Raw genomic sequence first — 26,804 nt, forward strand, 5'->3', positions numbered from 1 at the left:
CCTTTAACCAGACTATGCTTAATCCAACCCTGAATTTAATTAACTTTATGCTTGTGGTAAGGCTTCTGGTAATTTACTCGCATTGCGTCCGTCGGCTTGGGCTAAATTTGCTCTTTCACCGTCACCACTACCCCAGATTTTAATGATCGCATCCACGAGTTTAGCAGATTGCAAGACCTTTTTAGTGACTTTTAGACTAAAAGCTGAAATTCCAACATAGTAATTCCCCTGTGTTTCTATAGATGAATGCAGGAAATTGACTAAAATTACCAGCTAGTTAGTATATTTTGTTAACAAAGCTAACTGATGGCGATCACCCGATATCACAGGCTATTTTCACGTAAAGGAGAGCAAATTTTGGCAGCAGTCCGAGTCCGGCAGCATGTAAATCCACTTGGTAAAAAGTATCAAACACCAGCAAGTCCTCTTGATTGGGAAAAAATTTATGCAAAGCCAAATCAACCGCTACATTTAGATATTGGCTGCGCTAAAGGACAATTTTTGCTAAATATGGCCAAAATAGAACCCAACTGGAATTTTCTCGGCTTAGAAATTCGGGAACCGCTAGTGGTGGAAGCGAATAAGTTACGTTCTGAGTTAGGTTTCACAAACCTACACTACTTATTTTGCAATGTGAATAACTCATTGCGATCGCTGTTATCTTCTCTGCCTCCAGGAAGTTTACAACGCGTTACAATTCAATTTCCCGATCCTTGGTTTAAAACCCGTCATGCTAAACGGCGTGTAGTGCAGCCGGAACTAGTAGAAGAATTAGCCAATTATCTTGCAGTTGGGGGAGTTGTATTTTTGCAATCAGATATGGAATTTGTTGCTGTGGAAATGCGCGATCGCTTTGCTGCTCATCCAGCTTATCAGAAAGTTGGTACAGAAGAATGGTTAGCCCAAAACCCGCTCCCAGCCCCCACAGAACGGGAAATAGGTACGCAAAAGAAAGGTGAACCTGTTTATCGAGCTTTGTTTGTCAGGCGAGAAGTTGTGAACCAGGGTAGTGGCGGTATGAACATCTAGCGCTATAAAGGCTAAATGTTACTTGAAATATTCTTATTTTATAAATCATATAATGGCAGGAATTTTGGGACATAACTATTATAGTTAATGCCCATAATTAACCGAAATATTCAATTTGCATTGGTGTGTAAAAGTGTAGGACTCCTATTTGATTGCGTGAAAACACTCGCCCTCAACTCAAAAGGTTGATTCCCTACTCCCTGCCTATCGCGCTTGCACTGCACTTCACGCAGCAAGCAAAGAAGTTCAGAAATAAAATCGGATTGCTATACATTACTTTATTAATTAATATACTTCTCACGAAAAATAGGCTATTTAAAATATTTTTATTTAGTGACATAAAAGTTTTATTTATATCTTATCGAGAGTCTTAACAATAGAGTTGTTAGCTTTCGTTTCTAATTAAAATGAGGAGATTATTAGGCAGTTTGGTTCAGTATTTAAGCCTAATAATGTCAATATTAAAAGGAGAATCAACATGGAAAAAAAGTCTAACAGTAAGCTTGAAATTAACGATCTAATTGATAATGCCGTAGAAAAAGCAGTGGAACGACGGAACCAAAGTTTAGATTCAGAAGATGCCTTGTTAGCTTTATCTGATACAGAAGCCACAAATGTAGCAGGTGGTATAGCGTTTCCTATTACTACTACAGGAATCATCTATCAGGAACCCGAAGCCTTCTAAAAAAATTTTCCTTCTTGGAGGCTCAATTGATGGAAGAATTTGCTGCTAATAAAATTACACTTTGTCCCAGTGCTAGACCCGATGTAGATAGTGTTGTCTTTGGCGTAGTCGGTGGGACAGTGACAGAACCCCGTGTAACTTATCTAAAAAAGCCCCAACCTATTACGGATGAACTAATAGCAAAAGCTAGTCCAATTACACCTGCCGAAATTTTTCGGACAGCAGCACCTTGTGCTACTAAAGGTTGTCAGCATTTTGATGGACAAGATTGCCGTCTGGCAATGCGAATTGTAGAAAAGTTACCACCAGTAGCAGAAGAATTACCACCTTGTTCCATACGCCGAGATTGTCGGTGGTGGCAGCAAGAAGGCAAAGCAGCTTGTATGCGTTGCCCCCAAGTTATTACAGATAACTACAATGCATCTGAGCTAGCAGTTAAGGTGGCAACACCGATTTTTGGTTAACCAAAGCTAGGTCTGTAATTAAATAATTTTAGGAAGAAATCATGTCCATAGAAAATGTTCAAGCTTTTTATGCAAAGCTAGCAAATGATGAAGCTTTTCGCGCTCAAATTCAAGGCGTTAAGAGTAAGGAAGAATGTAGCCAAAGAGTAAAAGCTGCTGGCTACGATTTCACCCAGAATGAGTTTGAAGAATATACGGCTCAATTGTTGGAGTCAACTGCTGGCGACGATGAACTCAAGGATTTAAATGAAGAAGAACTAGAAGCTGTTTTTGGTGGGGCTGCATCAATTACTGCGAAGCATAATATAGTAGCACGGCCACTATATGGAGTTATTATTTCGGAACCTATTGATGATTGTCCGCACAAGCCACCTATTGTGCAGCCTCTTTATGGAGTTATTCAGTCAAATATTACTTAGATAACAGTTTAGGTTTATAAGGACGGATAGGGATATATTCGTCCTTTATTTCAAGAAATTAATTGAGGGTATTTTAATGACTTATCGTCGAATTAGTTATGCAGTTTGGGAAATTACATTAAAGTGTAATCTAGCTTGCCAGCACTGCGGTTCTCGTGCTGGTCATACAAGGGCAAACGAACTTTCTACAGCAGAAGCTCTTGATTTAGTCAAGCAAATGGCAAAAGTGGGAATAACTGAAGTAACCATAATTGGTGGTGAAGCATTTCTGCGTCCTGATTGGCTGGAGATTGCCCAAGCAATTACTTCTTCTGGGATGCTTTGTGGTATGACCACTGGAGGTTATGGTATTACTCTCGACACAGCACGCAGGATGAAAGAAGCTGGTATTAAAGTGGTATCTGTCTCTATTGATGGCTTAGAAGCAACTCACGATCGCCTCCGTGGTAGACAAGGCTCTTGGCAATGGGCGTTTAAGACTATGAGCAATCTCAAGGAAGCAGGTATTCGCTTCGGTTGCAACACTCAAATCAATCGTCTCTCTGCACCAGAATTTCCTCGTATTTACGAGCATCTCCGCGACGCCGGAATCTTCGCTTGGCAAATTCAATTGACTGTACCGATGGGGAATGCAGCAGATAATAGCGAGATTCTGCTGCAACCTTATGAATTACTAGATGTATATCCGATGATTGCTCGTGTTGCCGAACGGGCAAAGCGAGAAGGGGTGCAAGTACAGGCAGGAAATAATATTGGCTATTACGGGCCCTATGAACGGATGCTGCGAGGAGGAGATGCTTGGTCTTTTTGGCAGGGATGTAGTGCTGGGCTGTCTACTATAGGCATCGAAGCCGATGGTGCTATCAAAGGTTGTCCTTCACTACCGACCACAGCATACACTGGCGGTAACATCCGCGACTATTCACTGCGGACAATTATTGAAGAAACCGAAGAATTACGGTTTAATCTCGGAGCTGATACTCCCAAGGGAACATCACACTTATGGGGTTTTTGCAAGACTTGTGAATTTGCTGAACTCTGTCGAGGTGGTTGCAGTTGGACTGCTCACGTTTTCTTTGATAAGAGAGGGAACAATCCTTATTGTCATCATCGTGCCCTCACTCAGGAAAAAGGCGGTATTCGAGAGCGTGTATATCTCCAACGTCGTGCAGATGGGAATCCCTTTGATAACGGTGAGTTTGCTCTGATTGAAGAACCGATTAATGCTCCTTGGCCTGAAAACGATCCGCTTCACTTTACTAGCGATCGTATTCAATGGCCAGAAGGTTGGGAAGAAGAACCAAATCTAGCATTATCTTTAGTTAGTTCTAGTAATTAAAAACTGCAAAATACCATTTCTATGAATAATATCTCTTCTGATATCCCTTCAGAAAATACGACTGTTCCTGACTCTCAAGCAACCCTCTTACCTCGTTCACCTTGGAATAGTCAACTAGCTTATTTAAGAGTGCTTTTTCGAGCGAAGAAAGCTCTAGACCGCATCGAAAAAGAAGCAGGTATTTTTAGAAATGAAAACTAGTTAGATTATATCCACAAATAATATCATGTCTGGCTAAAGCCTTATCATTAAGGTCGCAGGGAGGCGGGGGACACTTAGCTGGGGGAAAAAGAGTTTCCGGCTGTTTGCACAAATGTGGTAATCATAACTAATTACCCGGACATGATATAACTTATAGCGATTCTCAGTTGAGTAAGTACAGAACCCCACCTCAGGGCAGGATTGATTCATTCCCCAAAGATGACAGTCTGCCGATTCAATTAATTCTTGAATACGCCCACCTCGATGAAATGTGGCATTATCTGCAATCAGAGATGGAATTTGTCGCTGTGGAAATGTGCGATCGCTTTGCTGCTCACCCAGCTTATCAGAAAGTTGGTACAGAAGAATGGCTAGCAGAAAATCCACTACCAGTCCCCACAGAACGAGAAATAGGTACGCAAAAAAAGGGTGAGCCTGTTTATCGCGCTTTATTTGAAAGGCTGAAGAGTACTGACTAGAGATGTTATTAATACTAACTCTGCACCACAATTCCGAATTGCAAGTTTTCTTTATTAGCCTTAAGACTATTTGGTAGTATAGACTGAAGCCTTAGCTGTTATCTTATCGTTGGGCATTGCCTATAATTTGGAAAATTTTTTGGGACATAAATGTTTTATTAAAGGTTAAAATTTTAGTGAAACATCATCTAATAATTAGTGTAAAAATTTGCTTTTATAGTAATTTATAGATATATAACCTTGATAAATAGATAGTTTTAACTAAAAGTATTGATTTATTAGTTGGTGACATAAAAGTTTTATTTATATCTGGTAAAAAATTGTAAAACATAGTTAAATCATTTTCCTCATCCCTAAAATATAGAAAGATTAGGTAATTACACTACTTAGTGATTAAGCCTATATCTAGTTATATATTCTGAGGAAAAGCAAAATGGAAAGGAATAAAAAGAATTCAGATACTAAATTGGACATTAGCAACCTAATTGATAATGCTGTTAACAATGCTGTAGCAAGACGGAATCTAGCTGAGGATTTAGAAGATACTTTACTAACTCTGTCTGATGAAGAAATGGCAAACGTTGCAGGTGGTTTAGCAAGTCTTTCTGTTATAAAACAGCCGAGCATTGCAGGAGGTATTTTGGTGAGAGAACCGATTACTTGTGGAATAATTGCACAAAATCCGAACTTGAGTGTACAAGCCTTGTAAGTTGGTAGTAACTATTAAACTCTTAGACATTTAATTTGCTTATTTAGGTTGATGGAGAGGAGTCCGATCCAAAATTAGCTGTCAATCTCCATCAGCTTAAAAATACAATTCACTATAGGTTGAATTTATGGAAGACATCGCTACTGAAAAGACTACACTTTGCCCTAGTGCAAGACCAGAATGGCAGGACAGTGTTATTTTTGGCGTCGTTAGTGGCACAGTCACAGAACCCCGCGTAGCTTATCTTAAGCACCCCCAAGCTGTTACAGATGAACTGATAGCTAAGGCTAGTCCAGTGACACCCACTGAAATTTTTCGGACGGCTGCACCCTGTGCAACTAAGGGTTGTCAACATTTTGACGGCAAAGATTGTCGTTTGGCAATGCGAGTTGTAGAAAATTTGCCGACGGTAGTAGAGGATCTACCACCTTGTTCCATACGTCGAGATTGCCGATGGTGGCAGCAAGAAGGCAAGGCAGCTTGTATGCGTTGTCCACAAGTTATTACAGATAACTACAATCCCTCTGAATTACTACTTAAAGTGGCGACACCAACTGTTAGTTAAGCAAAGCTACAAAGTTTATTTAAGTAATTTAAGGAGAATATCATGTCAATGAACATTCATCATAAACATCTCACAAGTCAAATTAAAATTACGAACTTGATTGAAGAAGCTGTTGTGAATGCATCAGCAAGACGAAAACAAGGTTTAGAAGCACAAGAGCGGCTGTCAGAGTTGTCTGAAGAAGAAAGAAATATTACGGGTGGAGCACTAAGAGATGCGATAATTCTCCTCGGCGGCTATCTACTAGGTTAGTACTGCTGTGCGTAATTTTTAATTTATATACCGCAGACATTTAATTAATTTGGAATGATTAGTTTATTGACGCCGTGCGGCGGTAGTTTTAAAAATCCTTGCAAAAATAGCCTGTGGTAGTTGAGTTACTACCACAGTTTTCTTTACATCAAAATTGTTTGATACAGTTAAAACTTATGACATTTGTCTTAAACTCTCATAATATTATCGATTATCTAGTTGAACAGGGATTATTTAATCATTCAGAACAACCACTGATTAAGGTAGAACCAGTTGCAGCTAAAAATTTTAATTTATTAGTTACTTTACCAAATGACAGGAAGGTGCTTGTTAAACAAGAACGACACAATCAGGAAGGTAAAGCGGCTGGTGAGTTTTTGAGGGAGTGGCAAATTCAAGAGTTATTACAACGATTTCCAAACCTTGGCAACTACCGCTCATTTTTACCAGAAATACTGCATTTTGATGCCGAGAATTCCATCATTGTTTTTAGATATCTGGATAATTATTGGGATTTAATGGATTTCTATACTAAGGAAAATAGCTTTCCTACAGAAATCGCTAAGACAATTGGTAATATTTTAGGGACTATCCATCGTGATACTTTGAACCGCCAACAATATCAGGAATTATTTTCTAAAAATTCTGAGAACTTTATGGTTGATCAAGTATCACATTTAATTCGAGGATTAGAACGGGTTGAACCAGAAATTTTTGGTCTAGTTTCTGGCGATGGGTTAAAGTTTTTTGCTCTATATCAACGTTATGATAGCTTAGGGCAGGCGATCGCAGAATTGGGTAATGCTGTCACACCCTCTTGTCTCACGCACAATGATTTGAAACTAAATAATATTCTTCTGTACAAGAATTGGCAGAATTCCAGCAACAATATTGTCCGGCTAATTGATTGGGAACGTTCCGGTTGGGGAGACCCAGCTTTTGATTTGGGAACACTTATTGGCAGCTATGTACAAATCTGGCTGGGTAGCTTGGTTATTAGTAATTCTTTGAGTATTGAAGAGTCTCTACGCTTGGCAATAACACCTTTAGAACTACTTCAGTCTTCAATTGGTACATTAACCCAAGCTTATTTAAACACTTTTCCAGAAATTCTAGAACACCGCCCTGATTTCTTGCAACGGGTAGTGCAATTTACAGGTTTTGCTTTAATTCAACAGATTCAGGCCATGATTCAATATCAAAAATCTTTTGGGAATATGGGGATTGCTATGCTTCAGGTTGCAAAGACGTTATTAAGCCGTCCTGTACAATCGATGCCAACAATTTTTGGTACTGCTGCTGTTGAATTAACTCACCTGAATAGCTCTGCTATTTAAATCATTTTATTATTACTAAAGTAGTTATGCAATTATTAAATTCTCCTCAAACTCAGCAAGAGAGTGGTTTAACTGGACAATTACTGGATGTTCTGCAAGATATTGTTCGGAAAATCGAGATAAAATCTGATTTCTCTATTCACCATCCAGATTACAAACCTTTGGAATTACCATCTGAGGCAGTTGAACGTTTTCAGAAGATGCCAACCCAGATGCAACAGAAATATCTGAGTCTGCAATTGCGAAGTTTTCTTTACGGTATCTATTACAACGGTTCTATGCGAAGTGCGCTGGCACTAGATGGAGAGGGAAATGGTTTGTCCCTAGATTTAGAGAATAATACTTTTTTAGGGGTAGATGTGGGGTTTTATAAACAATTGCATGAAAGTAATTTTGGAGAAGGCTACTTTGACCCTGGTTGGTCTGTTTTAAGAGAAGAACGCGATCGCAGTTTAGCCGTTACTAAAGGCGGTTTGAGGCTGCATATTCAACGGAATAAGCATCTTCAACCTGCTGAAGTTGCAGCTGTGGTAGGTGATTCTGTGGCTATCAAGATGCCGAAGAATCGAGTACAAAATGGCTTTTACATGGCCGTTAGCAATGCAGGCTTTAATTATATTGAAGATGTGAAAATTCTGCCTGTAACTATACGAATTTATATCAATGTAACTCCTGAAGGTGCTGTGGCAATGATGGGAAGTTTAACACAACGACTTAATGATTTAGCAATTCCTTTCAGTTTCAAGGTTTTGTATAATCCCAAGGAATACCAACGCTACGATTCAGGAGTGCTTTACTTTGACAAGAGAGACTATGAAGTCGTTAGGCAAGTTTTAAAAACTTTTTATCAAGAACATCAATTGCATTTTAAGCCAGAAATTCCTTTATTTACCAAACAACTAGCATTAGGGTTGGGTTTGGCAGAAGAACCAGACCAAAAATTTGCTATTCAAGAAAGTTTTGGGATGAATCGGTGTCAGATTGTGGCAAATGGGTTACTGGAAGCTTGGTATCAAGGAGATGAATCAATTGAAGAGAGGATGCAGTCCATCCTTGGGCAATTTTTTCATTTAGGGATTGACTTGCAGCGTCCTTATGTCAATGCCAATTCAGAAGATATTTACTAGTAATTCTATTGATTGAGGGGAATAAACTGATTGACTAGGCTATACTTCGATATATATTGGCGATGGACTTGACGATACTCAGGTAAGTAATTAAACGTTTTACCTGGGAGTCTTCATCAATGAGTAGTTTTAGGCTCAAGGGACACTCCTTGTTGTTAGAGGCGATAACGCTCCTCTTCTGCTTCAAGTTTCAGAAGTTCTTGATGACTTTGGCAATAGCAAATAGTTTTCTTGATCGCAGCAAGCGGACAGAATTGAGGCGATGTCTACGACGGGCTTTGCCTAAGCATTTTTGACAATGGAACCATTTAATATCTGTTGATTAGCCTAGAGTTTGGACGCCAACTTTGTAGAGGCTGTGTAAAGCAATCGCGCAGTTTGCGGCACGTCTCACTTGAATCCGACAGATTGTACCGAATAGCATGAGATTTGCTGCTACTGCCAGAATGAAATAGCCCTAAATTTTTATCGTTCAGTCTAAGAAGATTCTTGGGCTGATTTTTTATTAGTTATTTTAATTTGTCGAAATTAAGTAAGTAATGAATAACGAAAAATGACATAAATATTTTATATATTTCATCCAGAATTAAGTAATTTATCAAAATACATATAATATTTCTATTTAGTGGACAATAGCGCAGTAGATATAATAAATAACTGAGACGAAACTGCACTTCTTATAGCACACTTTGAGTGGAATTAATCTTGAAATACTCAATTTAATAACAGATTATAGTAATAGGAATAGGCAACACAAAGTCTAATCCTAACTGAAATAACTTGAATTAGGAGTACAATTTCCAATGGCTACAATTGCAATTTCTAATCTGCGTACCCCTGGCGCTGAACTATTTATAGATTCTGAAAGCTATCTCCAAGAGCTAACAGATACCGAGCTTGATGCAACTAAGGGTGGAATAAGTCCGTTAGTTGTTCTTTCGATAGTTGCTATTGTTGCTATCGCTAGTAAGTAGTACAGTTTATTTGTATCACTCTACTTAGTTAAACCTAAAGTAAGTTAAAAGATTTGTAGTATCGCTACTCTGCGAAAACCCGGTCTGGGTCTATAGCCTTAAAACGATACTACAAACATCAAAGAATTTAATGTATAATTAGGTTGACTTACTTGTTTCAGACTGTTCAATTTGTTGATTAAGCCACTGAAAGAATAAGTTTGAAATGATATTTGTGCGGAGTTTTTCATTTAGGTCTGGTTGAATTAGTTCCTCTACTAAAATCAGATGTACTCCCTTACTAGTCACAATTGGTTTGAGAAGCTGTGGCGGTTTAGCAGTAAAAACAGCAGCAGAAATCTCTGGTTTTAAATCTTTGCGGCGCACTATCCCCAAATATCCACCTTTGCGACGCAATTCTATATCCTGAATGTATTTGTGAGCAATATCATAGAAACTCATCTCACCTTCCTTAATCGCATAGAAGAGTTCTATAGCTAAATCTTCATCATCTAGAATAACTTCATACATCACTACACCAACATAATCTAGTTGGTTTTCAAAGAAATAGGGTTCAACTTTATCTGCAAACAGATGAGTAGCTAACTTTCCAGAAATTACGGTGCTGTAGACAATTTCTTCATAATCATCTATAGAAAGACTATGTTTTTGCAACCATGCCCAGGTATCATCAGCACTAATAAGTTTGTTCATTAACCGTATTTGATCTGCTACTGTTTGCAATTCTTCAGTTTCTACTTTTATACCTGCCTCGGCTGCGGCATTTGCAATAATCTTGCGGGTAAGAATTCCCTCAACAAACTCAGGAATTTTGCAGGATAGCTTGACTTGAGAAAGAATATCTTCGTTGGTAATAGTGATAGTTTGTGACATGATTTTTCTCCTATGTAAATAGACAAAATTAAATGTGAAATCTATATAGCAATCCTAAATGAGTCGTGAAAAATATAGATAAGGAAACGAACCGTCTTTCCTTTGGAACGCTACGCGAACACGCAGCGTCTCGCAGAGAAGAACGCCTTCGCGTAGCGTCTCGTAGAGAAGGACGCAAAGGGAAGAAAGAAGAAAGGGATGTATAATTTTCACAAATGATTTAGGACTGCTATAGATGCTGGATTTGAGGAGGCAGAGCCTCCAAGCAACGTATTCCTACGCAGAGCATAGAAACGGTAAATTAGCTGCAAAACTTATAAACAGACACTCTACAATTTCACCCCGCCTTGCTGCAACTGCTTAAACGGATCAAGCAGAAAATCAATAATCCGACGCTGGCGCACAATTACCTCAGCCGTCGCCGTATCTCCAGGACGCAAGGTAATACACTTATTAGCCGAGGGAATACAATTTTGTTTTAGGGCAATTTCCAAGTCATAAGCTGCCACTTTTCCATTAGGTGTATCTACTTCTATAGTAGTAGGAGAAATATCTAATAATTCTCCTTCCACTATTCCATAATCCTGAAACGGATAAGCATCAAATTTTAACTTTACTGGCAACCCTTTTCGCAAAAAACCACTTTCCGTTGTCGCCATTTGTGCCCGAATTATTAGAGGCGAACCTTGGGGTGCAATCTCCGCAATCATTGCTCCAGGCTGCACAACAGACCCAGCCCGTTGTATTGGTAACTGAAACACTCTACCATTCACGGTAGCTCTTAACTCTCGTTGTCCTAACTGAAATTTTAACGAGACAATCTGACTTTTAGTTTGAGCAATTTCTGCCTGAAGCGTAGAGATTTCTGTCTCCAAATTTTTCTGTTGCTCGTCGATTTTTAGCACAGCCAGCTTGCCGGAGCGAGTTAAGGTCTGATAACTCCTTTCCTGTTCTTTTAGTCGCAACTGTGCTTGTTCAATATCTGCATTTGCTTGCCGAATAGTCCGCTCATAACTACTCTGTTGTTCTACCAAACGTAGTTTAGCCTGCTGAATATCTGACTTATTTTGTTCGTATAACTGTTGCTTGTCTTTAGCTATATCTTGCTTTTGCACAACATTAATTTCTGGAACAACTCCTGACTGCCAAAGACTACGATAGCGTTCAACTTCCCTCTGGGTACTCGCCAAACTACTGTTTACTAACTTATTAGCTGTTTGGCTATGCTCAAGAGTTTGCCGTGCCTGATTGACTTGAGCTAATTTTTCGTCTTTTTGTAAGTCATAAGAATTCCTTAGAGCATTCATGTTCTGTCGCGCTTGATCAATTTGAGCCTGCTTTTCTAACTGTTGAGATTGATTTTGTTGCTCTTGAGTTGTCAAAGATACAACTAACTGACTTTTAGATGAATTTAACTGAGAAAGTCGATTTAATTGTCCCTCCAACTTGTCCTGTGCCTGCCGCAATTCTGCTTTAACTAATTCTGATTCCAACACCAATAAAGTCTGTCCAACTTTAACGGAATCACCTTCCTTTACCCGAATCTCAGCAACAGTACCTGTTACAGCAGCATCTAGCCTAACCGTTTTTCCTTTTGGCTCTAGTCGCCCTCTTGCCGTACCTGTTTCATCCACTTTAGAGAGCATCGCCCAAGGTAAAATGATCGACACAAACACCACCAAAAAATACAGTAATCCCCTTGTCCAAACTTGGGGCAAGCTATCAAGTAAATCTTTGGTTGCGTAAGCCCAATCATCATTTGATATGGCTGGTGTTTGCTCCCTGAAAATTTCCTCGCCCTGTTCTACCTCATAGATTTGGGTTTGAACCTTTCCATTTAATGTGTTTGGCATGATTTTTCCTGATATCAATTTTGGATTTTGGGAGTGGGGAGACAACAAAAGCTTCCTGCTTATCTTCTTGTTTCACCCTGCAACATCCATCTGCTGATGATTAAGATAAAAATAATGTCCCCGCTTCGCCATCAACTCTTGGTGAGTCCCACTCTCAATTAACACGCCCCGATCCAGTACTAAAATCAAATCTGCATTCCGCACAGTTGAAAGGCGGTGGGCAATTACTAAGGTAGTTCTGCCTTTGAGAATTGTGTTTAAATTCCTCTGAATAATCCTTTCTGACTCTGCATCCAGATGAGAAGTCGCTTCATCCAAAATCAACAGCTTGGGATTGCCTAACAATGCTTTAGCGATCGCAATTCTTTGTCGCTGTCCTCCAGACAACATCCCCCCTCCTTCACCAATCTGGGTTTCATAACCCATAGGTAACTTTTTAATAAACTCATCAGCACCCGCCAATCGTGCCGCCTCAATAATCTCTGCCAAAGTGGCCCCAGGATGTGCCAAGCTAATATTTTCCCGAATCGTTCCACCAAACAAAAAGGTATCTTGGTCAACTACCCCAACTTGTTCGCGTAGAGAACGCAACGAAAGACTGGTAATATCCTGTCCATCAATCAACACTTTGCCATCTGTGGGGGGATATAACCCCAAAACCAACTTAGAAATCGTGGTTTTCCCTGAACCACTCCGTCCCACCAGGGCAACCATTTGCCCGCTATGTATTTCAAAACTGAGATTTTCCAAAACATTAATATCGCTTTCGGGATGATAGCGAAATGTCACCTTGTCAAAGCGAATGTTACCTTGAATAGGTGGTAAAGATTGCCGCGCCTGGTTTTGCAAATCTTCTTCTGGTTCCGCATCCAAGACATCATTAATTCGTTCTACGGCAATCACCACTTCTTGCAATTGATTCCATAAAACTGTTAATCGTTGGAAGGGTCTAATAATATTTCCCAGCAACATATTAAATGCTACCAACTGCCCAATGGTTAACTCGTTGTGAATCACTTGGTACGCCCCAAACCACAGCAAGATGGTAGTTACTACTGCTTCAATTGTGTTACTGAATATTTGCAGGCGATTACTGATAATTTGCCCGGAAAAGTTAGTTTTTACTTCTTTACTTAATAACTCTTCCCAATGCCAACGCACTGTCTGTTCTACTGCTGTAGATTTAACTGTTCGCACACCAGAAAGGGCTTCAATTAAATAGCTGCTTTCATTAGCAACAGCGTTAAATATTTCTCTAGAAATCTTTTGTAAAAAAGGTGTGGCAATTAATGCCAGCAGTAAAAAAGGCGGTACAATCACCAGCACCAGTAAAGCCATTTTCCAGCTGTACCAAAACATCAATCCTAAATAGATAAAGACAGTGACTAAATCTAGCAGGATGGACAACGCCTCACCGGAGAGAAAGCGTTGAATTTTGCGGTTTTCCTGTACACGAGAGATAATATCCCCGACATAACGCGACTCAAAGTAACTCAAGGGTAGCCGCAGGGTATGGCGTATAAATCCTACAATCAGTGCTAAATCGAGCTTATTCGCCGTGTGGTCTAACAGATATTGCCGCAACCCTGTCATCGCCACACGGAATAAACTAAAAATTAGTAATCCTAACCCTACCGCCGTTAAGGTTAGTTCAGAACGCTGCACTACTACACGGTCTAAAATTAACTGGGTAAATAAGGGAGTAACAAGTCCAAATATCTGGATAAATAAGGAAGCAACAAACACTTCTAGCATTACTAAAGAGTGAGGCTTCATCAATTCAAAGAATTGCCAAAAAGGAGTTGTAGTCTCTTTGGCATCCTTTAACCAGGCTGTGGGTTGTAGCAGCAGTGTATAGCCAGTCCAGTTGGTTTTAAATTCGGCGTGGCTGAGGCTGCATTGCCCGATCGCGGGGTCGGCTATAATGACGTGTTTGGGCGTAATTTCGTAGACAACGATGTAATGCTTTCCCTCCCAGTGGGCGATCGCAGGCAATTTTTGCTTCGCTAATTGGTCAAGACTTGCTTTCACAGGTCGTGTGGAAAACCCAATACTTTCAGCCGCGGCCGATAACCCCCGCAGTGATGAGCCATTGCGGTCAACATTGGCGATATCCCGCAGGCGATTTACACTAAAGTTTTTCCCCCAATAGCGAGACACCATTACTAAACAAGCTGCACCACAATCCGATCCACTCTGTTGGGCAAAAAACGGATAGCGCCGAATCACACGCTGTAATAAATGCCCTACTCGCTGCGTGGAGTTAGGAAAATAGGCTTTACTAATCTTTTTCTCGCGTGACTTTACTGCTGGTGTTGACAAAATCCTCGTTTCATGCGCCCGTTTTGAGTCAGATGGCAGTATTGGAGTGTTATCCGAGTTTACCTGTTGGGGATTACGCGATCGCGCTTTAGCCCACAAATGCTCCCGAATTTGGGGATATTTAGCCATCAATGGGCACAACACTTCACCCGCAACAAAGCACAGTTGCAAGTTGACTGAAGCCCTTGCTGCATAAGCTTTAAAGTCACTCTCCTTAAACAAGGTAAATTCTCCAAATGAGTCTCCTGTTTCTAAAGTGGCGATTAACTCATCGGTGCTATCTAGCAACCTGACCTTACCAGCGATCGCAATATAGATTCCTGGTTGAGCATCAGTTCCTTGCCAGAATTTGCCGACTTTCGGATTGATAAATTTAACTTGTTGAAGACAGTGTTGAAATTCCTCTCTCGAAAGAGAATAACCCAGAGTATTGTTGAACTGTTCCAGAGAAATCAACTGAGCAGATATATCTTGCGCCATAGATGTCTGAATCCTTTCCTAATGTTGCGAAGTTCAGAGACAAAAATTCTGAATCATCTGGAATAGCTGCTGATTTCAGGTCACTAATGAAGATTTTGGAACTCTTAGCCTGCTCATTGTTGTTTGCTTCAGAATTGCTGGGTTTTGGTAGTGTGGATAATCCCATCTGTTTGAGCAGTCGCTTGATATGGCGATCGCTCACCTCAATCCCAAATTCTTTCGCTAGATGTTTCCCTAGCCAGTTTGTTGTCCACCGACGAAAAGCATAGCCATGATCGCGGGGACTACTTTTAATCAGTTCTTTTAAACGTTCTAAATACTTCTCATTTACTGCTTTCGGGCGACCAATAGGGCAATCTTGCCATTGGTGCGCCATTCCTGTTCGGGCTATGTGCATCCAATGCCTTGCTGTAGCTGGACAACACCCCAAAATTTGACAAATTTCTGTTTGGGATTTTCCCTCATCTGCCAACAACATGATTTCAATACGTTGTCGATAAGATTCAGGTAAACTTTTTTCCAAACTTACTAACAGTAATTTACGCTGAAATGATGTTAAATACTTACCGTTACTTACTTGTATATATTTTGTTTCAATTTTCAGATTGCATTCAAACATACACGTATTATTCACTAGATTTTTGGACACACGAATATTTTATGAAAGATTCATAATTTGGCAGTTATCTCTAAATTAAGTAGAAAAATTGCAAAAAATAATTTTTTTGCAACTGTAGTACTTATCATCTTTTAGTTTTTCTTTTATGCAAAAAATAATTTAGTTAAGTTATATTTCTGACAATTTTTGTGGAATATTGCTTTTGTGGATATAGATTAGGCTACAAATGCAATCTATAAATTTCAAAAATAGTCGCTAAATTTTAGTAACGTTTTTGTAAAGATAAATTTCTTTGACCAGAGAAAAACTCATAACAAAGGGCACAATATATTGTGCCCCAACAATAGACCAATACGGTTCAGTTAAGGCTAAAACTGCTTATTGAAGTGAATTTTTTTAACGTAGACGCTTCTCTACGAGACGCTACGCGAACGGCTTGCCGCAGGCTACCGCCAAGAACGCCAAGGACGCAGAGAGAAGAAAGAAATTCTTAACTGAACCGTATTGAACAATAGACTTCTTGCATAAGTCGGGAAAAGGGGAAGGGGAAAAAGTTCTGTATCGTCCTTTTCCCCAAGAGTGCAAAAAGCACTTTTGCCAAGAGGTCTAATGATTTTGTATTCCCCAGATGTGAAAATTGCTGTAACCGTTTAAACTTCTAGTAAAGGAAGGGTAACGGTAAAAGTTGTACCGACTCCAACTTGACTATTGACTACAATCTCGCCTCCCTGTGCATCGACACATTTTTTGGCGATCGCTAGACCCAAGCCAGTACCAGGGATGGTTCCAACATTGTCCGCACGTTGGAAAGGCTGAAACAGTCGTTTTTGGTTTTCTTGAGGAATGCCAATTCCCCAATCTTGAACTCGGAAAATTATTGCTTTTTCCTGACCAATTAATTCAAAACGCACTATGCCGCCCGGTAATGAATACTTAATAGCATTGCTAAGTAAATTGCCCAAAATGTGCCGCAGTAAGCTTTCATCCCATAGTGTTTCGTGTAATTGCCCAAAACTGGCGAATACTAAAGTTAAATGCTTCTCATTTGCAAGCAATCGAACTTCTTCGACCATTTGGCGGCAAAAAGCTTCTAAATCCAAGCAGATGAGGTCATACCCTAGCCTACCGGAATCAGCTTTGCCAATGAATGTAACTTCATCCAATAGCTTTGCCATGTTTTTGATCGCCGAGCGAATCATTTGTAAATGATTCAGTTTTTTCTCTTTGGTCAATCTTTCATCTTGGTTTTGTAGCAAACCAGCAGCCAAGAGAATAGTATTTAGGGGATTGCGAATGTCATGGGAGAGCATCGAGACAAATTCAGATTTGAACTGGTTAAGTTCATTGGCTTTTACCAGTTCAGCAGTTCGTTCTTCAACCCGGGTTTGTAACGTTTCATTGACTGTGCGTAATGATTCTAAAACCTGCTTACGCTCGATCGCATAACGTAGCGATCGCACTAACACATCTACATTTACCTGGCGCTTGACTAGATAATCTTGCGCCCCCTGTCGCACTGCTTCAATTGCCAGTTCTTCATCATTTGTATTTGTTAAAACAACAATCGGTATACTTGGCGCTTGACCTATTAGAGGAGGTAGAGATGACAATCCTTGGCTGTCAGGTAAAGTTAAATCTAATAAAATCACATCATAATTACATTGACTTAGTTCCTGAAGTGCCTCCCCCAATCGCGTCACATGAACCAGAGTAAACTCTTGGGACTGCGCTTGTGTCAGAAACTCTTGTAACAATCTAGCAGAAGCTAGGTTATCCTCAATTAACAAGATTTTTACTGAGTAGCTCACAACCATAATCTTCGGGTTTCACCCCCTATTGCTCCTCTATCTTGTAATTAATCATTAGTCATTTGTCATTTGTCCCCTTGTCCCCTTGTCCCCTTGTCCCCTTATCTCTCCCTGCTCCCTGCTCCCTGCCCCCTGCCCTCTTCCCTCACTCCGATGGTAGCGTCACAGTAGAGAGCCAAAAATCTTCAATACTCTTGACGATTTGGAATAGCTGGTTAAGGTTGCGAGATTTAGTGATATAGCAATTCACATGTAAATCGTAGCTGTGAAAAATGTCATCCTCATTTTTTGAGGTTGTTAACACAACAACTGGAATGCGTTTTAGTGCTGGGTCAGCTTTAATTTCCGCCAGCACTTCTCGACCATCTTTTTTAGGCAAATTCAAATCCAATAGAATGAGGTCAGGGCGTGATGCATCAGCATATTCACCTTCTTGGCGTAAATAAGCCATAGCATCTATGCCATCCCTAACCGTTACCACTTGGTAGGGTACTGAACTATTTTTCAACGCTTCCTGGATTAAGCGAATGTCAGCTTTATTGTCCTCGACCAAAAAGATGGTTTTGTGTTTTTCTCCCGTTTCTACGCTCAAGTTCGCGTCCTCCAACTGGAATCGTAAAGTAGAAGGTTGCGCCTTCACCTAGTTCTGACTCTACCCAGATCCGCCCCCGGTGACATTCGACAATCTTCTTACAGATGGCTAAACCCATACCTGTACCAGTATATTCATCCCGCGTGTGTAAGCGCTGAAAAATGACGAAAATGCGATCGCTAAATTTTGGGTCAATGCCAATTCCATTATCCCGAACTGAGAACAACCATGCATCTTCTATTCTTTCTGCTCCCACATGGATTTGTGGCGGCTGGTCACTGTGGAACTTGATGGCGTTACCGATGAGGTTTTGGAATAGCTGCATCAGTTGGGTGCTGTCAGCCATGACTACTGGTAAGGGATCGTGGGTGATAGTAGCCCCAGTTTCATTAATGCGTTGACGCAAATTGCCCAACCCCCGCATTAAGGATGTCTCTACATCGTTCATTTGAAATGCGATCGCCTGCATATCCACTTTCGAGTATGCCAGCACATCATCAATCAACGTCTGCATGAGGCTAACTCCCTGCACAGCGTAGCTAATAAACTCCTGGGCATCTTCGTCAAGTTCTTCGCTATAGCGCATCTCTAATAGTTGCACGTAATTCACAACTTGATTGAGCGGTTCTTGCAAGTCATGGGAGGCGACGTAGGCAAACTTTTTCAATTCGGCGTTAGAACGTTCTAAATCTTGTGCTAACTGGGCTAGTTCATCGGCTTGACGCAGCACAATATTAACAATTGCTTTCCGCAGTTCCAATGCTGCTTTAACTTCTACATCTTTCCAAGGTAAAGATGTTAAGCGAACCGTTTCTTTCCACAGTTCAAATGATTTGCGTGGACACAGACGAACATTTCCTTCTGACTGGTTAACTTCAAACGCCTTAGTAGGATCGCCACCCCAATTTACAGTTTGAATTACTTCTGGCCGGAACCACAGAACATAATTGCGCTTGGCAATGGGAATTGCTAACAAACCACTGGCAACATTTTTAAAACCTTCGGCATCTGGATAAATTTGTGGTAGGGAATCTGTACAGAATACTTCTTCCTCAACATTATTCTTGAGCCATTGAACTAAAAAATTCAGGTCTTCTTCTCTAGGCGTTTCACCAACTACCGTGCAATTTCCCCCAAAACACACGGCTGCGCCTTGAGCGTTACCAAAATCTAAAAGATGCTGCGGATTTTTAACTAAACCATCAATAAAGTTTTCTTCTTGAGACATATATTCAATCAAGATTGATTGAAGGTGTGTCAAATTTATCCGGTGATAGTAGTCTTGGGTTTCTTCTCTGGCTGAGATTTCTGCAAATATTACTCGTCCCAAAAATTCGCAAGCTTTCCGTAATTCGTAGGAAACATATTTAGGGGATTGATGGTGACAAGCAATTAGTCCCCAGAGTTTTTGGTCTTTAATTAAAGAGATAGTAAGTGAAGCACCAACACCCATATTATGCAAGTACTCTGTATGGCAGGAAGCAGCACTTCTAAGAATGGAGTTGGTTAAATTAATCGGGCGATCGCTAATTGGATTATTGGCGGGGAAAAGTTTTACTGGCTGAGAATAAGCATCCGGGATGATTCGGATCGAATTGGCCGCAAATAATTTTCTCGCTGGTTTGGGAATATCTGACTCTGGGTAATGCAACCCTAAGTAAGGTTCTAGGCTTTCTAGTTTTTCTTCAGCGATAACGGAACCATGCCCATCATCATCGAATTTATATAGCATTACTCTGTCAAATTCCGTTATTTTCCGAACTTCTTGAACGATAACTTGACAAAAGTCCCGGAGATTTGCTGTTTTTTCTAGTTGATTTATAGAGGCTCTAGCTAGATGATAAAAGCTTAAAAACGGAATATTTTCTTGAGTAAGAGCAGGTTCTAACTCTAGGATTAAAAATCCTTCGGTATTACGGTGAAATACTGCATCAAATACTACGTATTCATCACCTTTTTTTCGCACCCAAACTTTGGTGGGATTGATGAAATCAAGATTTTCACCGGATAGCCCTGTTTTAATTCTCTCTATTTGAAAGGGGTCTAGTAAATCTTCTAATTTTTTGTGCAACATATTTTCGGGAGTAATTCCGAAAATCTTTAATGTGTTAGTGCTAACTTGTAATATTTTTAGCTCAGGCTCCTCTAAGACTAACAGGACACCATGAGGCTGAATTTGGCTAGAAATATGAATCGGTGCCTCTTTCAAGCTAATTAAATTAATACCTGGGAATTGTAAATTTATTTCCATGACGATCCTCCTCTGTTGTCTGGGAGCATCAAAACTAGAGTATCTATAATAACGAAGACTGATGAATATAAAGAAATTATAAATTTTTTAATTCATCACTTTTACTTAGTATCTAATTTCCCATGCCCTAATGTTGCGTTTTGCAGCCTTAGTCTCATCTGCTTGCGCTTTAAAAGTCTAACAGCCGTTAAAGTTACATAGCGATAAGAAATGTAAAAAATATCTGATTAAACAATTCTGTATATGTGTAGCTATGTTAAGATATAGAATTCAGGAGTCAGGAGCCAGAATTCAGAATTGAGTTCGTATAAATGGCGAATAACACAGCGATCACATCGAGCATCTTGATTCTGACTTCTGAATTCAGACTCCTGAATTCTTCTTCAATCAAATCCAAGAGTTGAACCACATTCGCAGCTTATAATCGTGAGGTGAGAGGGGTAAACCCAAATAAATGGGCATCCAGAAAATAAAAGCAGCGAGAATGATAAAAGTAATGGTGACACCTAGCGCCCGGAGTTGTTGATAATAACTGCGAAGGCACTGATCGACAAACCAAGCGATCGCTAAAAATACAAATACTACTGCACACATGTAATGATAGATAAAAACGCACCTTGTCACCTCCACCCAAGGTAATAAATTGGCAGCGTAATTTATAACTAGATATAAGGCAATCCAAGTATCAACACTAAGAGTTTCAGGTACTGAAAAACGCTTTTCTTTCAGCCAAAAAATTACGGGTTGTGACACCAGCATTCCTACTAAAAACAACATAGCAGCAACACCAAACCACCACAAAAATGGATTGCCCATTGCATGGACATCATAAATAACTTGTCCAGCACCAGCAGGCAAAGGCGGGCCCATCACAGGTAAAGGTTCGGTGGTACTTTCAGCCGTTTGATAATAATATGCCATTGGTCGAGTCATCAACGGCCATTTGTACCAGGCAGCACAATAAGGATGCACGTTAGGACTATTACCACCTAGATGTAAATGAAACTTTAAAATTTGCTGATGTACTGCAATAAATCCATAAGTTTTATCTAATTGAAGGTGAGGAATCCAGATGAGGCTGTAAATCAAAGCTGGGATAATTCCTAGATAAAACAGCATCTGAAAAATATTTAGCTGAGTTAGGTTTTGTAGTGGTGTTTGAGATGAGGGGGATGAAGGAGAATAAGTACTAACTCCTACCTCCCCAGCTTCCCCAGATCCTCTACTCTCCCTGTCTCCTGCGTCCTTTAATGAAGAAGATGTAAAAAAGAGTTTTGAGTTAAGAAAAGAATATATTAAATCAATTATCCAAGCTACTATCCAAATGATATAAGCACCTGAAAGGAACCATAAACCGTTCCACTTAGTACCGACTGACGCACCAAAAGCAATGCCAGCAAAAACTAACCAAAAAGAACGTCGCCGATTTTGATTATCTAATGCCAATAATAAAAACCAGTGTCCTAACAAACCGAAAATGACAATATAAATATTACTTAAAGCATAGCGAGATTCAACTAGAAAGATGCCATCACAAGCTGTGAAGAAACCTGCAAGCAGAGCAAAGCTACGCCGATAACTCAATTGATAAGCGATCGCAGCTACAACTAAAGGGATAAATGAGCCAGTCAGGGCATTGAACCAGCGATAAGTCCAAGGCGATCGCAATGATCCTGTCAATCCATTTACTGTATCGTGCCAAAAAGGAATGTGACTGCCAATCCAAATGCCGATGCCGATCATATATTGACTCAACGGCGGATGAGCATTAAAAAATGGCGTATGCGTGAGATAATTATTACCAAATTTTGCAAAGTAAACTTCATCAAATACTAGAGTGTTGAATCGCTCCAGCCCCCAAAACCTTAAGGCGAGTGAGAAAAGAAATACACTCACCATTCCAATTCGGAACCATTTTTTAGTCATTTGTCATTTGTCATTTGTCATTGGGCATGGGGGATTGGGCATTGGGCATAGGGAATAGACAATGAGCCTTTGATACTCGCCGATGAGTCTTTGATACTCGCCGATGAGTCTTTAATACTCGCTGACGAGTCTTTGATACTCATGAATGAGTCTTTAATACTCGCCGACGAGTCTTTGATACTCGTGAATGAGTCTTTAATACTCGCTGACGAGTCTTTGATACTCGTGAATGAGTCTTTAATACTCGTGAATGAGTCTTTGATACTCACCGACGAGTCTTTGAACTCCACTGCTTTGCCCTCCTACCCTCTACTCAAGAACTGCTCCCTTGTTACTCCCTCCATTCTTCAAGTGCATCTAGTTGAAACAGGAGTAGTTCAATACCGTAATACTTGTTTGTTCGCCCCACTGGTTTCATACCCAATCGTTCTGTTACACGGATTGAGGCATGATTTTCTGGCTTCACTACGGCATAAATCACTGGCAAGGTCAAAACACTAAATCCGTAGTTGAGCATAACTCGTCCTGCTTCCGTTGCATACCCTTTACCCCAAGAAGCTCGCCGTAAGTGCCAGCCTACCTCATAATCTTGAGTAGTTAAACCATCTTTGTCGGGCAATTGTTTGAGAAGGATAGTTCCCACAATTGTTGTACTTTCCTTTTCAACAATTGCCCAAGATCCAGTACCATTATTGCGTTGATGCATTCGCTCTATACCTTCAATCAAGCGCTGACGCTGTGACTCAACACTTGCGGGGCGAGAAGATTTACCAAGAAAGTGCGTAACTTCAGGGTCATTATAAATTGCAAACGCTTGTTCGGCATCGCTTTCGGGTATCCAACTGCGAATGAGCAAGCGTTCGGTTTCCAAAAGATTTGTCATTTTGCTTTTGGCTAAACTAAATTGCCATTCTGCAAAATACTAAGATACTTATGGTTGAGCAGTCAAAAGTTTTCTAGAGAGTTACACAAACAAAATATGGCGATCGCTATCCTATAGGCAATTATCCAGAAGTTTAACTACCGTTGGCTATGCAATCGCAAATTCTGAATTTTTCCGCAGTTCTTCAGACCGAAATCCTAATACAATCCGATCCTTCGGCACACCAGCCTTAACTAGTTCCGTTGCTAACCCCTCTTCAGTGCCATCACGTTGAATCCAAATTTTGTCATCTATAATATCTATGTGAATTAGACAGCCGTGAACACGACGCGTTGCAGTTGGAGAGAGTTCTGGCACTGGCTCTCGACCAAGAATCATTACCAAATATCGATCCTGTTCTTTATCAAAAATAGTTTCATGCTGAATATTGCCGTAAGAGTAAGGAATCTTTGTATGTTCAGTAAGAATGCTGCAAATTAGCTGCCTGTATTGCTCCAGATTAGCCATCGGACAATAACCTCTTGCTTTGCATTAAAAACGATCAGAGGAATTTTGTAGTCTTCCAATATAAGTTTACCAAGCGGCTCTTCCTCAAAAATATCAGTAAAAACATCCTCATGAACAGCGATATACAAAACCCTATCTGGATAATTGCGGGACATTACAGCAAGGTAGGTAAAGTACTGACCAATCGCCTGTTCTAGGTCTGCTACTTCTGAGTCACCACTGAAGGTTTTGATTTCTACAGCAATCTTCTGCGTTCCTTTTTCGGCGATGAGCAATTTTTCGGCTGCCAAATCCACGTAAAGATCCTTTTTTCCCCACTTCAAATGAAATGGATCGTCGGTAATCCCCCAGCCATCTTTGATTAGGGCATTTTTGACGTTCTGATGGTAGCGGTCTTTAGCTGGCATAAATTACTCAAATTACGAATTACGAATTACGAATTACGAATTACTACTCTCGACTTTTGCCACTTCCAGCATTGTCTTTAAAACCGAATCTGGATTGAGACTAATCGAGTCAATTCCTTGTTCGACCAAAAACTGGGCAAATTCTGGATAGTCGCTGGGTGCTTGTCCACAAATGCCGATTTTGCGATCGCATTTTTTCGCTGTTTCTATGACCATTTTTACCATTCCTTTCACAGCTGGACTGCGTTCATCAAACAATCTGGCTACCAACGCCGAATCTCTATCTATCCCCAATGTCAACTGAGTTAAATCATTAGAACCAATCGAGAAGCCATCAAATACCTCAGCAAATTCCTCAGCCAGAATAACATTACTAGGCAACTCGCACATCACATAAACCTGCAAGCCGTTAACACCCTGCTTTAAACCATTTTTTGCCATCTCTGCTAAAACCAACCGCCCTTCATCGGGAGTACGACAAAACGGAATCATCGGGATAACATTTGTCAAACCCATTTCTTCCCGTACCCGCTTGATAGCATCACATTCTAGGGCAAAAGCTTCTCTGTAGCCTTCATCATAGTAACGCGCTGCCCCCCGCCAACCCAGCATCGGGTTTTCTTCGTGGGGTTCAAACTGTCGTCCACCTAACAAATTGGCATATTCATTACTTTTGAAATCTGACATTCGCACAATTACTGGCTTGGGATAAAATGCCGCCGCAATTCTACCAATGCCTTGGGCTAATCTATCTACAAAATACTGGGGTTTATCGTCGTAAAGTGCAGTAATTTCAGCAATTTTAGCTTTGGCAAATTCATCTTTTAATAAATCATAGTGAATCAATGCCATTGGATGAATTTGAATTTGGTTAGCGATGATAAATTCTGTGCGTGCTAAACCTACCCCATCGTTAGGTATTACCGATAAACTCAATGCTTCTTGAGGATTACCCACATTCATTAAAATTTGAGTGTGGGTACGGGGTAAGTTTTCTAAAGGAACTTCTTCTACTTCAAAAGGTAATAAGCCTGCATAAACTTTTCCTTCTTCCCCTTCAGCACAAGAAATTGTTACCTCTTGACCAGGTTTTAAAATTTCTGTAGCATTGCCGCATCCCACGATCGCAGGTACACCCAATTCTCGCGCAATAATTGCTGCATGGCATGTCCTACCACCAGAATTAGTAACAATTGCACTGGCGCGTTTCATAATTGGTTCCCAATCGGGGTCAGTTCTCTCTGTCACCAAAACTTCCCCAACTTGGAACTGTTCGAGTTTCTGAACATCTAAAATTAGGCGGGCTTTCCCTTGACTAATCGCTTCCCCAATCGCGCGTCCGGTAACAAGGGGGAGTGGGGATTGGGAAGATTTTTCCCCATTTCCTATTCCCCATTCCTTATTCCCCAATACCAACCGATAACTCCGCAACACATTTCCCGTCTTCTGCGACTGCACGGTTTCGGGACGCGCTTGCACAATAAAAAGTTGATTAGTAATTCCATCTTTTGCCCACTCGATATCCATTGGAGTGGAAATACCGTGGACTTGGGAATAATGGTCTTCAATTAAACATGCCCAATTTGCTAGTTGTAAAATCTCTTCATCATTTAGGGCAAATTTACCTCTTTCTCTGGGCGGAACAGAAACATTTTTCGTAAATTTTGAGCCGTCATCATAAATCATTTTTAGTTCTTTACTACCCAATTTTTTATCAATAATTGGGCGGAAACCAGCTTTTAAAGTTGGTTTAAAAACATAATATTCATCAGGATTTACAGACCCTTGGACAACGTTTTCGCCTAAACCGTAGGCGGCTGTAATCAGTGCAGCATCCTTAAATCCGGTTTCTGTATCAATGGAGAACATCACCCCAGAGGTTGCTAAGTCTGAGCGCACCATTTTTTGCACACCCACAGCCAGAGCAATGCTAAAGTGATCAAATCCTTTGGTGTGACGATAAGAAATGGCGCGATCGGTAAATATGGAAGCAAAGCACTTGTGACAAGCTGCTAAAACTCCTTCAACGCCGACAACGTTGAGGTAAGTTTCCTGCTGTCCAGCAAAACTAGCATCTGGAAGGTCTTCGGCGGTGGCGCTAGAACGGACTGCAACATCTGTCTCTGCGTTGTATCGTTCACAAAGACTTTGGTATGCTGTAGCGATCGCCTCTCGCAATTCTACAGGAAATGGAGTGTGGATTAATAGCGATCGCGCTTTTTTCCCCCGTTCTCGTAAATTTTTGACATCTTCAACATCCAAGTCAGCAAAGAGTTTGCGTAGTTTTGCTTCTAAACCTGCTGATTTGATGAAATAACGATAAGCGTAAGCAGTAGTGGCGAATCCAGTAGGAACATTAATACCTTTGGGCGTTAGCTGTTGAATCATTTCGCCCAATGAGGCATTTTTACCACCAACTACGGGGATATCAGCAATACCAACTTCATCAAACCACAAGATGAGCGATCGCTCTTGGGAAGATAGAGATAATGTGCTTTTAGATACTGTAGCCATTAGTATTACCTTTTAAGTTTATACTGAGTTTGTTAGTACGTAAGCGCTAGTATATTTTTTCTATATTCAATTTTAGATATTACAGCTACTAGCGTGATTTTGTATTGTGCAATTAAATGCCAAACTATAGTCTATAAATAACAATTATTCGGGATAATAGCTGTATCGTAATATCGGATGCAATGCACA

26 protein-coding genes and 1 pseudogene are annotated in these 26,804 nt (G+C 40.3%); 14 read left to right on the plus strand and 13 right to left on the minus strand.

From position 1 onward, the window contains the following. Window positions 1-45 precede the first annotated feature (45 nt). The gene (locus RMY00_RS30595; RefSeq protein WP_322651122.1) at window positions 46-174 is read right to left on the minus strand and encodes a hypothetical protein; all 129 of its coding nucleotides are present in this window, start codon (window positions 172-174) and stop codon (window positions 46-48) included. Between the two features lie 132 nt (window positions 175-306). Here RMY00_RS30595 and trmB point away from each other — a divergent pair, with 132 nt between their 5' ends. From trmB to RMY00_RS30660, 13 genes and pseudogenes are all read left to right on the plus strand, one after another. Beyond that, window positions 307-1,029: a tRNA (guanosine(46)-N7)-methyltransferase TrmB gene (trmB, locus tag RMY00_RS30600; protein WP_322651123.1), complete on the plus strand. Its 723-nt coding sequence runs from the start codon at window positions 307-309 to the stop codon at window positions 1,027-1,029. Window positions 1,030-1,507: 478 nt separating this feature from the next. Next, on the plus strand, window positions 1,508-1,714 hold the full coding sequence (locus tag RMY00_RS30605) for a hypothetical protein (protein ID WP_322651124.1): 207 nt from the start codon (window positions 1,508-1,510) through the stop codon (window positions 1,712-1,714). Window positions 1,715-1,743: 29 nt separating this feature from the next. Beyond that, a complete protein-coding gene (locus RMY00_RS30610) occupies window positions 1,744-2,178 on the plus strand; it encodes a nitrogen fixation protein (protein WP_322651125.1) in 435 nt (144 codons plus the stop codon). 41 nt (window positions 2,179-2,219) lie between these two features. Next, window positions 2,220-2,597, plus strand: coding sequence for a Nif11-like leader peptide family natural product precursor (locus RMY00_RS30615; protein ID WP_322651126.1), 378 nt, complete (start codon window positions 2,220-2,222; stop codon window positions 2,595-2,597). A gap of 76 nt (window positions 2,598-2,673) precedes the next feature. Continuing rightward, window positions 2,674-3,936, plus strand: coding sequence for a nif11-class peptide radical SAM maturase 3 (locus tag RMY00_RS30620; RefSeq protein ID WP_322651127.1), 1,263 nt, complete (start codon window positions 2,674-2,676; stop codon window positions 3,934-3,936). A gap of 21 nt (window positions 3,937-3,957) precedes the next feature. Beyond that, window positions 3,958-4,137: a hypothetical protein gene (locus RMY00_RS30625; protein WP_322651128.1), complete on the plus strand. Its 180-nt coding sequence runs from the start codon at window positions 3,958-3,960 to the stop codon at window positions 4,135-4,137. A 278-nt stretch (window positions 4,138-4,415) separates the two neighbouring features. After that, window positions 4,416-4,616, plus strand: a pseudogene (locus RMY00_RS30630) (tRNA (guanosine(46)-N7)-methyltransferase TrmB); the annotation flags it as partial. A gap of 433 nt (window positions 4,617-5,049) precedes the next feature. Continuing rightward, window positions 5,050-5,325, plus strand: coding sequence for a hypothetical protein (locus RMY00_RS30635; RefSeq protein ID WP_322651129.1), 276 nt, complete (start codon window positions 5,050-5,052; stop codon window positions 5,323-5,325). Between the two features lie 127 nt (window positions 5,326-5,452). Next, complete coding sequence (locus RMY00_RS30640; protein WP_322651130.1) at window positions 5,453-5,890, plus strand: nitrogen fixation protein; 438 nt, start codon at window positions 5,453-5,455, stop codon at window positions 5,888-5,890. A 42-nt stretch (window positions 5,891-5,932) separates the two neighbouring features. After that, window positions 5,933-6,142 (plus strand): hypothetical protein, encoded by a 210-nt coding sequence (locus RMY00_RS30645; protein WP_322651131.1) that lies wholly within the window; start codon window positions 5,933-5,935, stop codon window positions 6,140-6,142. A gap of 176 nt (window positions 6,143-6,318) precedes the next feature. Continuing rightward, on the plus strand, window positions 6,319-7,479 hold the full coding sequence (locus RMY00_RS30650) for a phosphotransferase family protein (RefSeq protein ID WP_322651132.1): 1,161 nt from the start codon (window positions 6,319-6,321) through the stop codon (window positions 7,477-7,479). 26 nt (window positions 7,480-7,505) lie between these two features. Beyond that, window positions 7,506-8,606: a T3SS effector HopA1 family protein gene (locus tag RMY00_RS30655; RefSeq protein ID WP_322651133.1), complete on the plus strand. Its 1,101-nt coding sequence runs from the start codon at window positions 7,506-7,508 to the stop codon at window positions 8,604-8,606. A gap of 803 nt (window positions 8,607-9,409) precedes the next feature. Beyond that, the gene (locus RMY00_RS30660) at window positions 9,410-9,580 is read left to right on the plus strand and encodes a class IIb bacteriocin, lactobin A/cerein 7B family (RefSeq protein ID WP_322651134.1); all 171 of its coding nucleotides are present in this window, start codon (window positions 9,410-9,412) and stop codon (window positions 9,578-9,580) included. Window positions 9,581-9,718: 138 nt separating this feature from the next. On the opposite strand, the gene RMY00_RS30665 is transcribed toward RMY00_RS30660, so the two are convergent. Beyond that, window positions 9,719-10,453: a peptidylprolyl isomerase gene (locus RMY00_RS30665; RefSeq protein ID WP_322651135.1), complete on the minus strand. Its 735-nt coding sequence runs from the start codon at window positions 10,451-10,453 to the stop codon at window positions 9,719-9,721. 65 nt (window positions 10,454-10,518) lie between these two features. On the opposite strand from RMY00_RS30665, the gene RMY00_RS30670 reads away from it, so the two are divergent. Continuing rightward, window positions 10,519-10,659, plus strand: coding sequence for a hypothetical protein (locus RMY00_RS30670; protein ID WP_322651136.1), 141 nt, complete (start codon window positions 10,519-10,521; stop codon window positions 10,657-10,659). Window positions 10,660-10,782: 123 nt separating this feature from the next. On the opposite strand, the gene RMY00_RS30675 is transcribed toward RMY00_RS30670, so the two are convergent. The 11 genes from RMY00_RS30675 to ppsA form a co-directional block, all read right to left on the minus strand. After that, complete coding sequence (locus RMY00_RS30675; protein ID WP_322651137.1) at window positions 10,783-12,306, minus strand: HlyD family efflux transporter periplasmic adaptor subunit; 1,524 nt, start codon at window positions 12,304-12,306, stop codon at window positions 10,783-10,785. Between the two features lie 72 nt (window positions 12,307-12,378). After that, window positions 12,379-15,108: a peptidase domain-containing ABC transporter gene (locus tag RMY00_RS30680; RefSeq protein ID WP_322651138.1), complete on the minus strand. Its 2,730-nt coding sequence runs from the start codon at window positions 15,106-15,108 to the stop codon at window positions 12,379-12,381. After that, entirely contained in the window at window positions 15,002-15,727 is a 726-nt protein-coding gene (locus tag RMY00_RS30685; protein WP_322651139.1) for a helix-turn-helix domain-containing protein, read from the minus strand. The genes RMY00_RS30680 and RMY00_RS30685 overlap by 107 nt, the downstream gene beginning before the upstream one ends. Window positions 15,728-16,377: 650 nt before the next feature. Further along, a complete protein-coding gene (locus tag RMY00_RS30690; RefSeq protein ID WP_322651140.1) occupies window positions 16,378-17,541 on the minus strand; it encodes a hybrid sensor histidine kinase/response regulator in 1,164 nt (387 codons plus the stop codon). Between the two features lie 139 nt (window positions 17,542-17,680). Continuing rightward, window positions 17,681-18,127 (minus strand): response regulator, encoded by a 447-nt coding sequence (locus tag RMY00_RS30695; RefSeq protein WP_322651141.1) that lies wholly within the window; start codon window positions 18,125-18,127, stop codon window positions 17,681-17,683. Then, window positions 18,072-20,378, minus strand: coding sequence for an ATP-binding protein (locus tag RMY00_RS30700; RefSeq protein ID WP_322651142.1), 2,307 nt, complete (start codon window positions 20,376-20,378; stop codon window positions 18,072-18,074). Before RMY00_RS30700 ends, RMY00_RS30695 begins: the two co-directional genes overlap by 56 nt. 387 nt (window positions 20,379-20,765) lie before the next feature. Continuing rightward, on the minus strand, window positions 20,766-22,304 hold the full coding sequence (locus RMY00_RS30705; RefSeq protein ID WP_322651143.1) for a dolichyl-phosphate-mannose--protein mannosyltransferase: 1,539 nt from the start codon (window positions 22,302-22,304) through the stop codon (window positions 20,766-20,768). A gap of 331 nt (window positions 22,305-22,635) precedes the next feature. Next, on the minus strand, window positions 22,636-23,187 hold the full coding sequence (locus tag RMY00_RS30710) for a GNAT family N-acetyltransferase (RefSeq protein WP_322651144.1): 552 nt from the start codon (window positions 23,185-23,187) through the stop codon (window positions 22,636-22,638). Window positions 23,188-23,334: 147 nt separating this feature from the next. Then, window positions 23,335-23,694: a XisI protein gene (locus RMY00_RS30715; RefSeq protein WP_322651145.1), complete on the minus strand. Its 360-nt coding sequence runs from the start codon at window positions 23,692-23,694 to the stop codon at window positions 23,335-23,337. Next, window positions 23,664-24,101 (minus strand): element excision factor XisH family protein, encoded by a 438-nt coding sequence (locus RMY00_RS30720; protein WP_322651146.1) that lies wholly within the window; start codon window positions 24,099-24,101, stop codon window positions 23,664-23,666. Before RMY00_RS30720 ends, RMY00_RS30715 begins: the two co-directional genes overlap by 31 nt. Window positions 24,102-24,134: 33 nt before the next feature. After that, window positions 24,135-26,615, minus strand: coding sequence for a phosphoenolpyruvate synthase (gene ppsA / locus RMY00_RS30725; RefSeq protein WP_322651147.1), 2,481 nt, complete (start codon window positions 26,613-26,615; stop codon window positions 24,135-24,137). Between the last annotated feature and the right edge of the window lie 189 nt (window positions 26,616-26,804).

This window comes from Nostoc sp. ChiVER01 (assembly GCF_034531155.1).
Classification (GTDB): Bacteria; Cyanobacteriota; Cyanobacteriia; order Cyanobacteriales; family Nostocaceae; genus Nostoc.

Bases quoted from the DNA above. Each gene is read 5' to 3' on its own strand.
- RMY00_RS30680 (WP_322651138.1), bottom strand. From the start codon at position 15,108: ATGGCGCAAGATATATCTGCTCAGTTGATTTCTCTGGAACAGTTCAAC.
- RMY00_RS30685 (WP_322651139.1), bottom strand. From the start codon at position 15,727: ATGTTTGAATGCAATCTGAAAATTGAAACAAAATATATACAAGTAAGT.
- RMY00_RS30640 (WP_322651130.1), top strand. From the start codon at position 5,453: ATGGAAGACATCGCTACTGAAAAGACTACACTTTGCCCTAGTGCAAGA.
- RMY00_RS30720 (WP_322651146.1), bottom strand. From the start codon at position 24,101: ATGCCAGCTAAAGACCGCTACCATCAGAACGTCAAAAATGCCCTAATC.
- RMY00_RS30700 (WP_322651142.1), bottom strand. From the start codon at position 20,378: ATGGAAATAAATTTACAATTCCCAGGTATTAATTTAATTAGCTTGAAA.
- RMY00_RS30655 (WP_322651133.1), top strand. From the start codon at position 7,506: ATGCAATTATTAAATTCTCCTCAAACTCAGCAAGAGAGTGGTTTAACT.
- RMY00_RS30615 (WP_322651126.1), top strand. From the start codon at position 2,220: ATGTCCATAGAAAATGTTCAAGCTTTTTATGCAAAGCTAGCAAATGAT.
- RMY00_RS30665 (WP_322651135.1), bottom strand. From the start codon at position 10,453: ATGTCACAAACTATCACTATTACCAACGAAGATATTCTTTCTCAAGTC.
- trmB (WP_322651123.1), top strand. From the start codon at position 307: ATGGCGATCACCCGATATCACAGGCTATTTTCACGTAAAGGAGAGCAA.
- RMY00_RS30620 (WP_322651127.1), top strand. From the start codon at position 2,674: ATGACTTATCGTCGAATTAGTTATGCAGTTTGGGAAATTACATTAAAG.
- RMY00_RS30660 (WP_322651134.1), top strand. From the start codon at position 9,410: ATGGCTACAATTGCAATTTCTAATCTGCGTACCCCTGGCGCTGAACTA.
- RMY00_RS30705 (WP_322651143.1), bottom strand. From the start codon at position 22,304: ATGACTAAAAAATGGTTCCGAATTGGAATGGTGAGTGTATTTCTTTTC.
- RMY00_RS30605 (WP_322651124.1), top strand. From the start codon at position 1,508: ATGGAAAAAAAGTCTAACAGTAAGCTTGAAATTAACGATCTAATTGAT.
- RMY00_RS30710 (WP_322651144.1), bottom strand. From the start codon at position 23,187: ATGACAAATCTTTTGGAAACCGAACGCTTGCTCATTCGCAGTTGGATA.
- RMY00_RS30610 (WP_322651125.1), top strand. From the start codon at position 1,744: ATGGAAGAATTTGCTGCTAATAAAATTACACTTTGTCCCAGTGCTAGA.
- RMY00_RS30635 (WP_322651129.1), top strand. From the start codon at position 5,050: ATGGAAAGGAATAAAAAGAATTCAGATACTAAATTGGACATTAGCAAC.
- RMY00_RS30650 (WP_322651132.1), top strand. From the start codon at position 6,319: ATGACATTTGTCTTAAACTCTCATAATATTATCGATTATCTAGTTGAA.
- RMY00_RS30690 (WP_322651140.1), bottom strand. From the start codon at position 17,541: ATGGTTGTGAGCTACTCAGTAAAAATCTTGTTAATTGAGGATAACCTA.
- RMY00_RS30675 (WP_322651137.1), bottom strand. From the start codon at position 12,306: ATGCCAAACACATTAAATGGAAAGGTTCAAACCCAAATCTATGAGGTA.
- RMY00_RS30645 (WP_322651131.1), top strand. From the start codon at position 5,933: ATGTCAATGAACATTCATCATAAACATCTCACAAGTCAAATTAAAATT.
- RMY00_RS30715 (WP_322651145.1), bottom strand. From the start codon at position 23,694: ATGGCTAATCTGGAGCAATACAGGCAGCTAATTTGCAGCATTCTTACT.
- ppsA (WP_322651147.1), bottom strand. From the start codon at position 26,615: ATGGCTACAGTATCTAAAAGCACATTATCTCTATCTTCCCAAGAGCGA.
- RMY00_RS30625 (WP_322651128.1), top strand. From the start codon at position 3,958: ATGAATAATATCTCTTCTGATATCCCTTCAGAAAATACGACTGTTCCT.